The following is a 13,873-nucleotide window of genomic DNA, read 5'->3' as shown; positions in this document are numbered from 1 at the left end:
CGTCGGACCGCATCGCGCGCAAGCGCGCTCCCACAGTGGTCTGGTTTAAACGCTTAGAAGCGGTACTCGCCGGCCAGCGACAGCAGGCCCGTGGAGCGCTTCAGATCCGGCTGCGTGGCACCGGTGGTGTTGTCGACCAGCTTGCCCGCGTTGGCGTGGAAGTAGTCGTAGCTCACGCCGACGCCGAAGTGCTCGTTGACGTCCCAGCCGGTGCCGATGCCGGCGTACCAGCTGCCGCGGTTCGGGCGGCCGCCATTGGTGAAGCCGAGGTCCTGGCCCACCGAGTTGTTGTAGTTGTGGCTGTTGTCGTTCGAGCGGAAGTAACCGCCGTGCATGGTGATGTACCACTGCGGCACGAGGTTGAGCTTCATGTTGGCGCCGACCATCCAGCCGCGCAGCGCGTCGCGCTCGCTCTTCTGGTCCACGTCCTGGCCGGATTCGAAAACGTTCTTGACCCGGTAGTTACCGAGGTCGGTATAGCCGGCTTCAAGGCCCATGCCGAGGTCGGGGCCGACCTTCCAGCGGTAGCCGCCAAGCAGGCCATAGCCGGTGCGACGGCCCTTTTCGCCGTGCAGGAAGTTGAAACCGCTGGTATCGCTGCCGAAGCCGCCGGTGTCGCTGCCGTTGGTACGGCCGACGTTGGCGCCAATGAACCAGTTGCCGCTACCGACCGACTGGCTGGGCTGGTAGTTACCGGAAACCGCGGTGTTGTCCTGTGCAAAGGCCGGAATGGCCGAAAACGAGACGCAAGAGACCGCAAGGGCAAGAACTGCCTTTTTCATGGGAATTTTCCTCTTTTTTCGGGGCGGGCCACCGACCGTTGGGGAAGGGGGAAGTCGATGACCGTGATTCATTAGAACCGCCCGAACCTGAAGAAATTCAAAAATCGAGGTCAAAAGATTAAGGCCGGGTTAACTTCCCGGGCGCGGCATGAATGTCCACGACAACGTGATACGTGATCGGCGACAATGGACGTTTCCCCCCGCCTTCTGATCTGGAGAACGCCGATGACGACACGCCGCGAACGCGCCAATGCGATCCGCGCCCTGGCCATGGATGGTGTGCAAGCTGCGAATTCGGGCCACCCGGGCATGCCGATGGGCATGGCCGATATCGCTGAGGTGCTGTGGGGTGATTTCCTCCACCACAACCCGGCTAACCCGCATTGGCCGAACCGCGATCGTTTCATCCTCTCCAACGGTCACGGCTCCATGCTGCAGTACGCGCTGCTGCACCTGACCGGCTACAACCTGCCGATCGAAGACCTCAAGAACTTCCGCCAGCTCAACCACCACACCGCGGGCCACCCGGAGTTCGGCCACACGCCGGGCGTCGAGACCACCACCGGCCCGCTGGGCCAGGGCCTCGCCAACGCCGTCGGCTTCGCCATCGCGGAGAAGGTGCTCGCCGAGCGCTTCAACCGTCCGGGCCACGACATCGTCGACCACCACACCTACGTGTTCGTTGGCGATGGCTGCCTCATGGAAGGCATCTCGCACGAAGTGTCCTCGCTCGCCGGCACGCTGAAGCTCGGCAAGCTCGTCGCTGTGTACGACGACAACGGTATTTCGATCGACGGTGAAGTGCATGACTGGTTCACCGACGACACCGCCGAGCGCTTCCGCGCCTACGGCTGGAACGTGGTGGTGGGCAAGGACGGCAAGCCGGTCGACGGCCATGATCCGGAAGCCATCAAGGCGGCACTTGCTTCGGCGACGTCGCAGAGCGAAAAGCCGAGCCTGGTCATCTGCAAGACCGTGATCGGCTTCGGTTCGCCGAACAAGGAAGGCAAGGAAGAGTCCCACGGCGCGGCCCTGGGCGAGAAGGAAGTGGCTCTTACCCGTGAGCGCCTCGGCTGGAACTACCCGGCCTTCGTGATTCCCGAAGAGATCTACAGCTCGTGGAATGCGAAGGACGCCGGCACCAAGTCGGAGAACGCCTGGAACGAGAAGTTCGATGCCTACGCCAAGGCCCACCCGGAGCTCGCCGCCGAACTGAAGCGTCGCCTCTCGGGCGAACTGCCGAAGGATTGGAAGGACGGCGCCGCCGCCTTCATCAACAAGCTCCAGGCCGATGGCCCGGTCGTTGCCTCGCGCAAGGCATCGCAGATGTCGCTGGACGCGTTCGGCCCGCTGCTGCCGGAACTCATCGGCGGTTCGGCCGACCTTGCCCCGTCGAACCTCACCATCTGGAAGGGTTCGAAGAACATTTCGACCGGTGGTGCGGAAGGCAATTACATCCACTACGGCGTGCGTGAGTTCGGCATGTCGGCCATCTCGAACGGTATCGCGCTGCACGGTGGTTTCATCCCGTACGACGCCACGTTCCTTGTGTTCTCGGATTACGCCCGCAACGCAGTGCGCATGTCCTGCCTGATCCCGGCCCACGCGATCCACGTGTACACGCACGATTCGATCGGCCTGGGTGAAGACGGCCCGACCCACCAGCCGGTCGAGCACCTGGGTTCGCTGCGCCTCATCCCGAATAACCGCGTGTGGCGCCCGGCCGATGCCGTGGAATCCGCCGTGTCGTGGAAGAAGGCCATCGAACGCGCCGGCAACCCGTCGTGCCTGATCTTCTCGCGCCAGAACCTCGAACATAACCCGCGTACGGAAGAGCAGGTCGCCAACATCGAGAAGGGCGGCTACGTCCTGTTCGAGCCGAGCGAGAAGTTCAAGGCGATCATCATCGCCACGGGCTCGGAAGTCGGCATCGCGGTCGAAGCCGCCAAGGCCCTCGGCGACCAGGGCACCCCGACCCGCGTGGTCTCCATGCCCTGCACGGAAGAGTTCGACGCGCAGTCGCCGGAATACCGCGAAGGCGTGCTGCCGTCGTGGTGCCGCGCCCGCGTGGCCGTCGAAGCCGCCGCCGTGGACTTCTGGTTCAAGTACGTCGGCCTGGACGGCAAGGTCGTCGGCATGACGACCTTCGGCGCTTCCGCCCCGATCAAGGTGCTCTACGAGCACTTCGGCATTACCGCGCATGCGGTGATTGATGCGGTTAAGGCTGTTTCGAAGTAAACATACGCTGTAAGGGCGTACAGAAAAGCCCCGGCTCATGCCGGGGCTTTTTTTGTCAGCGTTGCCGGTACTTCGGTGGCTGGTTGAATGCCGTTGACTGCCATTCAATGAAGGCGCGTCTGCGGAGCATCTGTTCGACGATCGGCTCACCGCGCTTTCGGCGCGGCTTCCATTTGCGGGCGTCGATAACAACGGCTGTGCCCCAACTGGTTACGCCGAACACGCGGTGGCGACCGCCGGTCGGGCTTCTCCAGGCCGCCCGTCCATCCGATGTCAGGAGTACTAGCGCTCCGTCGCGTTGCATGCTTGCAGTGGTCGCGCCGGACCCTGCTGTACCGGTAGACCAGGCACGCGCCCCATCAGCGGTTCGAACCACGGCGAAGTCGCCGTCGTCGTCGACGTGAGCGAAGAAGCGCCCGTCCGTTGAATAGAGGCGCTGGCCCCTCGCCAGTGAGTAGCCGGGTCCGAGGACGGCACTGCTTGCGATATGGCAGAAAAGCAGTCCGCTGACGGTAAGCAGCGACCGCGCAAGTCTCTGGCCTTTGATCATTTGAGGAAACTCCTACTGGATGGTGACCGCCTGCGTCTCGTGCCAATTCGTCGCCTGCTCAATTCGTAACCGTTGCAAGCTAAGGGCTTGTCATTGCTTGTGAGATTCGTCTTATCCACAGCGTTATGCAGCGCGTATCCACATGCGTTGTGGATAACGGCTCACGGCGCGGCGGTTCGTTGCTTACGGAGTGACCAGCGTGAACTAAGTGCCTGGTACGTAAGCTCGGATCGGACTTGTCCACACGGTTATGCAACCGGTATCCACACGGCGTGTGGATAACCGGCCTCAGATGGTTACTTTCCGTTGCGTGGCGGGTGTTTCGTCCCGGTTGCGTCGCGGACGGCCTGCGCGGCGGCGCGTTGCCGCGTCTTCGCGGGGCTGTCTAGGGCTGGCGTTTGCCAGTCGAGTTTTGCGCGGCGGACGAGCATCTGCTCCACGATGGGCTCGGCCTTCTTGTTGTACGGCTTCCACCTGCGCGCGTTGAGGACAACGGCTGAGCCGTAAGCGGTCACGCCGAAGACCCGGTGTTTGCCGCGTGTTGGCGTAGCCCACACGGTGCGTCCCTCTGCGTTGGTCAGGACGAGCCTGCCGTCGCGAAGCATGCTGGCGGTGACGGCACCTGACCCGCCGGTGCCGGCCGACCAGGCGCGTGCGCCGTCGCTGGTGCGGTAGACGGCGAAGTCGCCCGTCGGGTCGAGCGTGGCGAAATAGAGCTGGCTTGATGAGTACAGCCGTTGCCCGGGGGCCATCGACTGACCGGGTCCGAGCACGGCGGCATCCGTGCGGGCGGTGGCGAATAGCATCCCTGCGGCGAGCAGCGTGCACGCCATCCTTTGGTGTGCGCTCATGGCGTAACCTTCGTCTGAGGCACCGTATTGGTGCGCTCGAAAGCCTATCGACGGGACGTCGCCGATTGCAGGGCGCCCTACCACCGAAAGGCGTCAGCGATGTGCTGACCCCGGTGTAGGGCTTACCCGACGCGCGGACTCAGCGAGTGCCTGGGCAGTCCGTGCCCATCGCAACCTAAGATATGGTCGCGGAAGGGGCCTTTCGGTTCATTCACAGCTTTTTGCAGAGCGTAGCCACATTCGCTGTGGATACGCTCCCTCGTTCTCAGAAGCGGAACTCGACCGCAGTACCATAGACATCGAGATTATTCGAGTAGCGATAACCATAGGCGCTGTAGTGCTGCGGATAGTGGTCGTAGGTGAACTGCAAGCTGATCTGTGGGGTGAAATCGAAGCCGAAGCCGACGCCCGCGTACCAGCGCGTATCAAAGACGTTATAAGCATTATGGAATGTCGAGGGCGACTGGGTATCAATCGTGCTTGTGCCGTCGGTACGTGTGCGAGTGCGATAGCGGGCGAGGCCGCCGTGAACTACCGCGTACAACTGGTCTGAAATGTCCCAGCGCAAGTTCGCACCCAAGAGGGCGGCTTGCGTGCCGACACGGCCCGTGCCCTGGCTCGCGAATTGGTGGGTACCGCTCATGTCACTGAACGACTCCGAGTCGCCATAGCGAAACTTGCTGCTGGCCAGATCGTGATAACCCATTTCGGCGCCAAGATACACGCCGTTGGCGACGGTCCAACGATACCCGCCATCCACTCCCCATGCGGTGCCGCTGTGGCTCTGCGTTGCGCGGCCGGCCCCACCCTGGATGAAGGCGCCTTGCCCATCGGCATGGGCGAGGGGAGCAAGCACGGCCGAAACGACAAAAGCGGCCGCGAGAAGATATCTGGTCATGCGAAGTCCCCTTCCTGTTTAAACAGTCGGGCAATCATAGGGATTGCCAGGCGCGAAATCTGTCAGGGAAGTCCTACAGCCTGGCCGCGTTGAACATCATCGGCGCCGCAGCGCTCGGTATCCCTCACCCCCGCGTCTTCGATCCGTTCTCAGCGAGCAGCCTGGGCAATCCGTAAGGTACTCAAAAGGCTACTGCGGGTGTTCCGAAATCTGCAGGGTGTCATTCCGTCGGCGCATGTCAGCAAGTCGCCGCTCTTCGTGTAGGCGCCCGCCGTCACGGACTAGCATGTACTGGCCAAGGAATGACCACGGTGAGCTAAGTGCCTGCTGGCGCTGATGCGAATCAGGTTATCCACACGGTTATGCAAGCGGTATCCACATCAGGTGTGGATAACCGATCAGGCGCCCGCCATGTTCATTCCAAGGGCAAACAGGATGACCATGACCGCGAGCGCCACGGACGACAGCATCGTCAGCACCTGAGCAACGCGCGGCTTGTCCTCCGACCACACGGCGAGTGCCAGGAAAACGCCTGGTGCGACGCCGGCGTACCGCGTCAACGAAGTCAGCGTTCCCGTGCACAGCGGCGCCAGCAAGGTCAGCCCGGTGAACATGGCGAGATCACGCCAGCCTTTGCGCCAGCAGGTAACAACGCTGGCAACGCCCGCGATCGCTACCAGAAAATTGAGCGCACGGGGATTCCAGGAGATTGCCAGCTTCGCCGGGTGTCCGATGTAGTCCGCAAGCGCGGTCCATGGCGCTGCCACATGCCGCCCCCACGTCACCTGGATATCTTTGAATGCGAGCGGATTGCCGGTGATCGACCCGAGATAACCTGCGTAGAGCAAGGCACCCGCGGTACCGACGCCAATCCACGCGAGGTCCCGTCGGCGGCGGTCGCTACGCAGCCAGGCCAAACCGAGCGCAGGAATGAGGAACAGGCCGTTGAAGCGCGTCGCGGAGGCGAGGGCGCCGAAGATGCCGGCCGTACCGAACTTGCGGCGCGTGCCGGCGAGCAGTGAAAGGCCCGCCAGCAGGAAGAACAGCGCCTCGGTGTGCGGAAGCGACGTAAAGTACGTGGTCGGCCACACGGACGCGAACGTCACGGCCGCATCCGCTGTCTCGCGACGTTCGGTCAGCCCGAGTGCCAGTTGCCACAGCGCGCAAAGCGCACCCAGGAACAGGCCATTGGCAATGATGACGCCCGACCACGTCCATTCGCCGGTCACCGCCGCAGCCGCTCGCCAGAGCATGGGGTGCAATGGGAAGAAGGCCCAATTGGCTTGTCGTGATGTATCGAACGGCCGCTTCTCGTAGCCGTCGCGAGCGATGCCTAAGTACCAGCCCGAATCGTTGCCGATGGCAACGCGGCTAATGCCATCTGCCATGGCGGCACGGGAAAGGCGGACGGCCGTACCGTCGTCACTGTTCCATTGGGCGATCGGAACCGCAGCAATGATAGGCGTCACTGCAAAGAGGATAAAAACGATGAGCCGGGATAGCAGGAATGGCAACCATACGCGCTTTAGCACTTCGGGGAGGGGAAGCGCGCGCCGACGTCCCGACGCCGCGAGGGCGTCCTTTTCTACGGCAGTGCCGTCCATTCTGCTTCAGCCCCTAGGTGCAACGCCGCTCAGGATACTACGGCTGGTGAATTCGTAGCCGACGTGTTCCAAGTGCCGGAAACGAAAGGCGAGGGCGGACTTATCCACACGGTTATGCAGGGCGTATCCACATTCCGTGTGGATAACGCTCCTTTCCCGTCGTGTCGGATACATCGCACGAGATACCGATTACCCACACCGTTCCGCGAGCCAAATCGTTGATAAATCGTAGGAATACAAGGTTTTGCCTGAAAATTAAAACACCCTGGATTGAAGTCATGATTTTGTTGGCGCATCCGGATTTTCGTAGAGGTGACCTCGCTATCCCTGTACAATCCGCGGTTTTTCGGCGCTATCGGGGTCTTGACCATGCGGGATAGCATGAAGAAGCAATCGGGCAAGTTGGACTGGATTCAAGCTCTTCGTGGCATTGCAGCCATGATGGTAGTGCTCGTGCACAGCCGATTCATTCTGCAGGGGACCGATGCGGGTAAAGCAGTAGCAGACACTGTGATGTTTCCCATGGCCATGGGCGTCGATCTGTTTTTCTTGATCAGCGGCTTCCTCATGGTACTGACGACGTCCAACTTCGATGGCTCGCGCACATACGCGTGGGTGTTTTTCGTCAAACGGATAGCGCGCATCTGGCCCCTCTATGCAATTGTTTCTATTGCGGCAGTTGCACTTGAACACAAGGGGATCAACGGATTCTACGACCCCGCCGTTCTCGTCCCATTTTTGGAAGGCTTGATATTTCTCCCCCATGATCCGGTTAGTTCGCCGCTATATTTCTTGATGTCGGTCAGTGTCGCCTGGACACTCTGCTTCGAGTTCTATTTCTACGTCGTTTTTGCGGTAGCCATGCTGTTCGGCCGATTTCGTTACTTAGCAATGGCAGCATGGTTCGCGTTGACATTGATCCTCGTGCCGGCGATGCGGGCCGGCTTCACGTTGAGCCTCATTAACGCGGATCCGAGCCAATATCGATATCTGAATCTGGCCATTTGCCCCATCGTTTGGGATTTTGTTCTCGGGATGCTGGCGGCGTGGCTTTACAAGTCGAGATTCGTCATCAGGCGGCCGGCGATCATCTACGCTGTCCTGTCGGCAGTCCTCGCGATCATGTTCGTCAAGTGGACCAGCCTCGGTCTGTCGCATTTCCATGGACCGGCCGGCTGGGGCGCACCGCTCGCGGTGATCTTCACGGCTATCGCAATGCTTGCAAAGATCGGGGAGATACGCGTACCGGCGTGGTCGGTGTGGCTGGGCGGCATCTCTTACTCACTGTACCTAGTGCATCTGTATGTATTCGATGAGGTAGTGAAAACGGCGGGTAGACTGGCAATCGCGCCGGAGGACGCCACGGCATATTTTCTTGTGGTTCGACCTATAGCCGCTGTTCTCGTGGCCTACGTCCTGTATCGGTATGTAGAAGGTCCGTCCTCCGAATGGATGAGGAAAGCGCTAATGCGCCTTTCTTTCGGGGCCGGCTATCGCCGTCACGGTGCCGCGCCGGCAGACCCTGCGCCAGCCGGACCACCCTGACGGTTTAGCGATAGCCGCTGTCCATATTCCATGCCGTGCTGCGATGCACTTGTGCCACATGTCCGGCGTCGGCAGGGGACGTCCTGTCGAGGCAAGATCATGCCAGAGCCAGGATGTCCCTAGGGGTCGCGACGATCCTCCATGCGCCTGCCGCCTCGAGCTCGCTTCGGTCACCGAAACCCCAGAGCACGCCGACACCTCGTACATCATTGGCGACGGCTCCTTCCATGTCATAGCGGCGGTCGCCAATCATGAAGGTTTCCGATTCCACGTGGCCGAAGTCGGCCAGCGCGGCGGCGACCATTTCAGCCTTCTCGCTATGCGCACTGAGCGGGCCGGGCGCGTACAGGCGCTCGAACGCCGTCGCGAACGGCAGGTTGGCGAGGATGCGTTCGGCATGCGCGCGCGTCTTGCTGGTGACGACGGCAAGCTGGTGGCCGCGTGCGGCGAGGCCCTCGATAAGCTCCGGAATGCCTTCGTACACGGTGTGCTCGGACCAGCCCACTTCATGGAAGCGTTCGGTGTAGGCAGCCACAGCCGCTTCGACGCGCTCGCTGTCGCCATCAAGCACACCGCCGAAACTCACACGCAGCGGCGGGCCGATCCACGAGCGCATCGTGGCGTGGTCGGGCGGCTCGGCGCCGACAGCCGCCATCGAAGGGCGGATGCCGGCGAGGATGCCGACCTCGGAATCGATGAGCGTGCCATCGAGGTCAAAGAGAAGCAGCATTACTGCTTGTCCGCCCGGGCCTTGAGCGCCGCCACGGCCGGCAGTTCCTTGCCTTCCAGGAACTCGAGGAACGCGCCGCCGCCGGTGGAGATATAGGAGACGCCGTCTTCGATGCCGTACTTGTCGACCGCGGCGAGGGTGTCGCCACCGCCTGCGATCGAGAATGCCTTCGACGCGGCGATGGCGCGGGCCAGGGTCTCGGTGCCCTTACCAAACGCATCGAACTCGAACACGCCGACCGGGCCGTTCCAGACGACAGTGCCGGCCTTCGCGATCAGTTCGGCATAACGCTTCGCCGTATCCGGGCCGATATCGAGGATCATCTCGTCATCAGCCACCTGGTCGACCGCCTTCACCGTGGCCTTGGCCGAAGCCGAGAATTCGGTGGCGACGACCACGTCGGTCGGCACCGGCACATCGGCGCCGCGTGCCTTTGCGTCGGCCATGATTTTCTTCGCGGTGTCGAGCAGGTCCGCTTCGACCAGCGACTTACCCACCTTGTGGCCGGCCGCGAGGATGAAGGTGTTGGCGATGCCGCCGCCGACGATGAGCTGGTCGACGCCGCCGACCAGGTTCTGCAGCAGTTCCAGCTTGGTCGAGACCTTGGAGCCGGCGACGATCGCGAGCAGCGGGCGGTCAGGATTCTCGAGGGCCCTGCCCAGCGCATCCAGTTCCTTCGCCAGCAGGGGGCCGGCAGCGGCAACCGGAGCGAAGCGGATCACGCCGTGCGTCGAAGCCTGTGCGCGGTGCGCGGTGCCGAAGGCATCCATGACAAACACATCGCAAAGGGCGGCGTACTTCTTCGAGAGGGCTTCGTCGTCCTTGCCCTCGCCGACGTTCATGCGGCAGTTCTCGAGGACGACCACTTCGCCGTCGGCTACGTCGACGCCATCGAGGTAGTCACGGACCAGGCGCACATCGCTGCCCAGCTTGTGGGCCAGCCACTCGGCCACCGGCTTCAGCGAGGAAGCCTCGTCGAACTCGCCTTCCTTCGGCCGGCCCAGGTGCGAGATCACCATGACTTTCGCGCCGGCGTCGCGGGCGGCGACGATCGTGGGCAGCGAGGCATCCAGGCGCTGGGTGGAGGTGATCCTGCCGTTCTCCACGGGCACGTTCAGGTCTTCGCGGATCAGGACGCGCTTGCCGCGCAGGTCGAGGTCTTGCATGCGGATGACGGACACGGTGGGACTCCAGCTGGGGATGTCAGGAAAACCCTGATTGTAACGTCCCCGCTAGAATCGGCGGACCTACGAAGGAATCGCCCATGGCCCTCGCCCTGTACACCTATTGGCGCTCCAGCGCCGCCTATCGCATTCGTATCGCCCTGAATCTCAAGGGCCTGGCCTACGAGTCGCGGCCTGTCAGCCTGATCAACGAGGGCGGGGAGCACCTGAAGGCCGGCTACCGCGAGGTTTCGCCGCAGGGCCAGCTGCCTACCCTGGTCGACGGGGATTTCGTCGTGCGCCAGTCCATGGCGATCCTGGAATACCTGGAAGAGACCCGGCCGACCCCGGCACTGCTGCCGGAGGATCCTCGCCACCGTGCCCGCGTCCGCGAGCTTGCGCTGGCGGTGAGCACGGATATCCACCCGCTGGGCAACCTGCGGGTGCTGAAGGAAATCGAGGGGCGCTTCGGGGCGGACCAGGCGGCGAAGGCGGCGTGGTGCCGACGCTGGATCGGCCACGGGTTCGACGGGATCGAGGCGTTGCTGGCGCAAGGGCCGCGCGGGACGTTCTGCTGGGGCGATACGCCGACCATCGCCGACGTCTGCCTGGTCCCGCAGTTCTACAACGCGGTCCGCTGGGAGCTGGACCTGGGGCCGTATCCGTTGATCCGCCGGGTGGTGGATAACTGCCAGGCGCTGCCGGCATTCCAGCAGGCGGCGCCTGAGGTGCAGCCGGACGCACCACGCTTGTAGGAGCTCACCCTGTGAGCGACGCCGTTCGCGACGGCGCCACAGGGCCTGTCGCGTTTGTACGAACGGCGTCGCCCACAGGGTGGGCTCCTACGGTGCGTGTCAGACGCCAATCCCGTACGGATCGCTCGAAGCGAACTCGTTACCCGTGGCGCCCTCGGACAGGCGAATCTTAAGCGCCAGGCCGTCACGCGAATCCGCCTTGTTGAGGCATTCCTCGAGCGTGATCCGGCCTTCCTTGTAAAGGCGGTACAGCGACTGGTCGAAGGTCTGCATGCCTTCCTGCAGGCTGCGGTCCATGGCGTCCTTCACCTCGTGGATCTGGCCGCGGCGGATCATGTCGCGGATCAGCGGGGTGTTGAGCAGGACTTCCGTCGCCGGCATGCGGCGCCCGTCCTTGCCGATGACCAGGCGCTGGCTGATCACCGAGCGCAGGTTCAGGGCCAGGTTCATCAGCACGTTCTTGTGCGCCGATTCCGGGAAGAAGTTCAGGATGCGCTCAAGGGTCTGGTCGGCATTGTTCGAGTGCAGGGTCGCCAGGCAGAGGTGGCCGGTCTCCGAGAAGGAAATCGCCGCTTCCATGGTTTCCGTGTCGCGAATTTCGCCGATCATGATGACATCGGGCGCTTCACGCATCGCGTTCTTCAGCGCCTCGTGATAGCTGTGGGTGTCGAGGCCCACCTCGCGCTGGTTCACGATGGAGCGCTTGTGGCGGTGCAGGTATTCGATCGGATCCTCGATGGTGAGGATATGGCCCGAGCTGTTGGTATTGCGGTGGTCGAGCATGGCCGCCAGGGTGGTGGACTTGCCCGAACCGGTGGCGCCGACGACCAGGATGAGGCCGCGCGGCTCCATGATCAGGTCGCGGAAGATGCCCGGCAGCTGGAGTTCTTCCAGCGAGGGGATCTCGCTCTTGATGGCACGGATGACCATGCCGATCTCGCCGCGCTGCTTGAACACGTTGATGCGGAAGCGGCCGGCTTCCTTCACCGCAAGGGCCATGTTCAGCTCGAGGTCGCGCTCGAACTGGGGCACCTGGCCTTCGTCCATCAGGGAATAGGCGATCTTCTTGACCATGCCGCTGGGCAGGCCGGTGTTACCAAGCGGGTAAAGCTTGCCCTCAACCTTGATGTTCACCGGGGCACCGGTCGTCAGGAACATGTCCGACGCGCCCTTGTCCACCATCAGTTTCAGGAAATAACCGATATCCACCTAAACCCCCGTTGGTTCGCATTACAATCGAGACGACGGTCTCCCGACCTTCTATATCGACAATATCTCGCAAAGCTGTAAGAGGAACGAGTGATGGTCCACAACTTGCCGTCGAACGCCCTGCCCAAGGGCCGCCGGCTCCTTGTCCAGGCCGCTCTGGCCCTGGCTTTCGCCACCCTGGCGGGCTGCGCAAGCACCCCTCCGCCGGATGGTTCCATGAACCAGGCCCTGACCGCCCTACAGGCTGCCCGCGATGCCGGCGCTGCCGATTACGCGCCGGTCGACCTGGATTATGCCCAAAGCAAGTTCCGCCAGGCTCAGGCCGCCATGGCGTCGAAGAAATATGACGATGCCTCGGTGCTCGCCGACGAGTCTCGCGCGGATAGCGAGCTGGCCCGGGCGAAATCCCGGCTGGGCGCCGCCCGTGCCCAGAACTCGGCCAAGAGCAAGGAAAACGCGCAGATGCGCGTCGAGATGATCGACAACCACCAGAACGACACGGTGCCCATCCCGAACAACGTGCAGGAGACGGAGTCGGTCCTGCCGGAAGCGACGGACAATGCGCCGCCGCCGGTGGGTGGCCAGACCCAGCCCCTGAATGACAATGGCGGTGGGTACATCCAGCCGCAGAACGACCAGCCGCAGCCGAACAACCAGGGAGGCCAGTGATGAAGCGCTACACGATCCTCCTCTCCGCCCTCGCGCTGTCCGTCTCGGCCGGCACGGCCGTGGCCGCCACGGACGACCTAGACGTCCGCCGCCTCAATGCCAGCCTGGACCAGCTCTCATCCGATCCGGTCATCGGCGGCTACGCCCAGGCCGAGCAGGCCCGCGCCCGCGAAGCCATCGGCCAGATCTCGCAGTTCAAGCCGAAGGACAAGGAGCACGCCCATTACCTCTACGTCGCCGAACGGCGCGTGGATATCGCCAAGGCGATGGCGCAGTTCCAGGACGCACAGGCCAAGGGTGCCCAGCTCGATCGCGAGCACGACGCCATCCTGCTCGAGGCCAGCCGCCTCGACACCGAGATGGCCCGCCGCCAGCTCGAGCAGCAGCGCCAGCAGAACCAGATGATCCAGGAAGAGGCCGCCCGCCTGCAGCAGCAGGGCGTGGAGTACTCGCAGGCCCTGGAGCAGGCCAAGGCCGAGGGCGACAAGGCCCGCCAGGTCGCCGCAGCCCAGGCCAAGGTCGCCAACGCCGCCAAGAAGCAGGCCGCACTGGCCGAGGCCGCCGCCCGTGCCATGCGCGACATGAACTCGTCGGATGGCGGCGCGCCTGCCAACACCCCGGCGACCGGTTCGTCGAAGAAGAAATCCTCGGGCGGCAATTAAGCCGCGAAGGCATCGCGCGCGAGCGCGCTCCCACAGGCCATGCCGACTGTGTGGGAGCGTGCTTGCACGCGATGGCGGCCACCGGCCGCCCACCCGCCCACCCCAACGCCTGCCGCGTAAGCCGTTGCTGATGCAACCGTTTTTGCGCGTGCTTTTGCGAAAATTCTCTCTTGCAGCCCCCTTGGCAGGGGAGTAGCTTGGACCTCCCGTCACGTGA

13 protein-coding genes are annotated in these 13,873 nt (G+C 63.1%); 5 read left to right on the top strand and 8 right to left on the bottom strand.

Annotated elements, in window-relative coordinates; genetic code table 11:
- Window positions 1-53: 53 nt before the first annotated feature.
- The gene (locus ACTHLF_RS07270; RefSeq protein ID WP_440326146.1) at window positions 54-782 is read right to left on the bottom strand and encodes a porin family protein; all 729 of its coding nucleotides are present in this window, start codon (window positions 780-782) and stop codon (window positions 54-56) included.
- Window positions 783-1,007: 225 nt separating this feature from the next.
- Here ACTHLF_RS07270 and tkt point away from each other — a divergent pair, with 225 nt between their 5' ends.
- On the top strand, window positions 1,008-3,020 hold the full coding sequence (gene tkt / locus ACTHLF_RS07265) for a transketolase (RefSeq protein ID WP_440326144.1): 2,013 nt from the start codon (window positions 1,008-1,010) through the stop codon (window positions 3,018-3,020).
- Window positions 3,021-3,075: 55 nt separating this feature from the next.
- On the opposite strand, the gene ACTHLF_RS07260 is transcribed toward tkt, so the two are convergent.
- The 4 genes from ACTHLF_RS07260 to ACTHLF_RS07245 all read right to left on the bottom strand — a co-directional run bounded on the left by ACTHLF_RS07260 (window position 3,076) and on the right by ACTHLF_RS07245 (window position 6,923).
- Window positions 3,076-3,570: a hypothetical protein gene (locus ACTHLF_RS07260; protein ID WP_440326142.1), complete on the bottom strand. Its 495-nt coding sequence runs from the start codon at window positions 3,568-3,570 to the stop codon at window positions 3,076-3,078.
- A 296-nt stretch (window positions 3,571-3,866) separates the two neighbouring features.
- Window positions 3,867-4,421, bottom strand: coding sequence for a hypothetical protein (locus ACTHLF_RS07255; RefSeq protein ID WP_440326141.1), 555 nt, complete (start codon window positions 4,419-4,421; stop codon window positions 3,867-3,869).
- Between the two features lie 265 nt (window positions 4,422-4,686).
- Window positions 4,687-5,319: an outer membrane protein gene (locus ACTHLF_RS07250; RefSeq protein WP_440326139.1), complete on the bottom strand. Its 633-nt coding sequence runs from the start codon at window positions 5,317-5,319 to the stop codon at window positions 4,687-4,689.
- 398 nt (window positions 5,320-5,717) lie between these two features.
- A complete protein-coding gene (locus tag ACTHLF_RS07245) occupies window positions 5,718-6,923 on the bottom strand; it encodes a hypothetical protein (RefSeq protein ID WP_440326137.1) in 1,206 nt (401 codons plus the stop codon).
- Between the two features lie 381 nt (window positions 6,924-7,304).
- Here ACTHLF_RS07245 and ACTHLF_RS07240 point away from each other — a divergent pair, with 381 nt between their 5' ends.
- Entirely contained in the window at window positions 7,305-8,468 is a 1,164-nt protein-coding gene (locus ACTHLF_RS07240) for an acyltransferase family protein (protein WP_440326135.1), read from the top strand.
- Window positions 8,469-8,565: 97 nt separating this feature from the next.
- On the opposite strand, the gene ACTHLF_RS07235 is transcribed toward ACTHLF_RS07240, so the two are convergent.
- Together ACTHLF_RS07235 and ACTHLF_RS07230 are read right to left on the bottom strand one after the other, a co-directional pair.
- Window positions 8,566-9,198, bottom strand: coding sequence for an HAD hydrolase-like protein (locus ACTHLF_RS07235; protein WP_440326133.1), 633 nt, complete (start codon window positions 9,196-9,198; stop codon window positions 8,566-8,568).
- Complete coding sequence (locus ACTHLF_RS07230) at window positions 9,198-10,379, bottom strand: phosphoglycerate kinase (RefSeq protein WP_440326131.1); 1,182 nt, start codon at window positions 10,377-10,379, stop codon at window positions 9,198-9,200. Before ACTHLF_RS07230 ends, ACTHLF_RS07235 begins: the two co-directional genes overlap by 1 nt.
- A gap of 83 nt (window positions 10,380-10,462) precedes the next feature.
- Between ACTHLF_RS07230 and maiA the strand changes: the two genes are divergently transcribed.
- Window positions 10,463-11,116 carry a maleylacetoacetate isomerase gene (gene maiA / locus ACTHLF_RS07225; protein WP_440326129.1) on the top strand — a complete coding sequence of 218 codons (654 nt, stop codon included), beginning with the start codon at window positions 10,463-10,465 and terminating at the stop codon, window positions 11,114-11,116.
- A gap of 99 nt (window positions 11,117-11,215) precedes the next feature.
- Here the strand turns inward: maiA and ACTHLF_RS07220 are convergent, their stop codons facing one another.
- The gene (locus tag ACTHLF_RS07220; protein ID WP_440326127.1) at window positions 11,216-12,325 is read right to left on the bottom strand and encodes a PilT/PilU family type 4a pilus ATPase; all 1,110 of its coding nucleotides are present in this window, start codon (window positions 12,323-12,325) and stop codon (window positions 11,216-11,218) included.
- A gap of 93 nt (window positions 12,326-12,418) precedes the next feature.
- Between ACTHLF_RS07220 and ACTHLF_RS07215 the strand changes: the two genes are divergently transcribed.
- Together ACTHLF_RS07215 and ACTHLF_RS07210 are read left to right on the top strand one after the other, a co-directional pair.
- Entirely contained in the window at window positions 12,419-12,994 is a 576-nt protein-coding gene (locus ACTHLF_RS07215; protein ID WP_440326125.1) for a DUF4398 domain-containing protein, read from the top strand.
- Entirely contained in the window at window positions 12,994-13,656 is a 663-nt protein-coding gene (locus ACTHLF_RS07210) for a DUF4398 domain-containing protein (RefSeq protein WP_440326123.1), read from the top strand. Before ACTHLF_RS07215 ends, ACTHLF_RS07210 begins: the two co-directional genes overlap by 1 nt.
- Window positions 13,657-13,873: the final 217 nt, after the last annotated feature.

The organism is Luteibacter sp., assembly GCF_051958795.1.
Lineage (GTDB): Bacteria > Pseudomonadota > Gammaproteobacteria > Xanthomonadales > Rhodanobacteraceae > Luteibacter.
Note: the sequence above shows the minus strand (reverse complement) of the source record. Positions and strands in the feature narration are given on the sequence as shown.

Coding starts and splice junctions, on each gene's coding strand:
- ACTHLF_RS07255 (WP_440326141.1), bottom strand. CDS start 4,421: ATGAGCGCACACCAAAGGATGGCGTGCACGCTGCTCGCCGCAGGGATG.
- ACTHLF_RS07260 (WP_440326142.1), bottom strand. CDS start 3,570: ATGATCAAAGGCCAGAGACTTGCGCGGTCGCTGCTTACCGTCAGCGGA.
- ACTHLF_RS07250 (WP_440326139.1), bottom strand. CDS start 5,319: ATGACCAGATATCTTCTCGCGGCCGCTTTTGTCGTTTCGGCCGTGCTT.
- ACTHLF_RS07235 (WP_440326133.1), bottom strand. CDS start 9,198: ATGCTGCTTCTCTTTGACCTCGATGGCACGCTCATCGATTCCGAGGTC.
- ACTHLF_RS07270 (WP_440326146.1), bottom strand. CDS start 782: ATGAAAAAGGCAGTTCTTGCCCTTGCGGTCTCTTGCGTCTCGTTTTCG.
- tkt (WP_440326144.1), top strand. CDS start 1,008: ATGACGACACGCCGCGAACGCGCCAATGCGATCCGCGCCCTGGCCATG.
- ACTHLF_RS07210 (WP_440326123.1), top strand. CDS start 12,994: ATGAAGCGCTACACGATCCTCCTCTCCGCCCTCGCGCTGTCCGTCTCG.
- ACTHLF_RS07215 (WP_440326125.1), top strand. CDS start 12,419: ATGGTCCACAACTTGCCGTCGAACGCCCTGCCCAAGGGCCGCCGGCTC.
- ACTHLF_RS07245 (WP_440326137.1), bottom strand. CDS start 6,923: ATGGACGGCACTGCCGTAGAAAAGGACGCCCTCGCGGCGTCGGGACGT.
- ACTHLF_RS07240 (WP_440326135.1), top strand. CDS start 7,305: ATGAAGAAGCAATCGGGCAAGTTGGACTGGATTCAAGCTCTTCGTGGC.
- maiA (WP_440326129.1), top strand. CDS start 10,463: ATGGCCCTCGCCCTGTACACCTATTGGCGCTCCAGCGCCGCCTATCGC.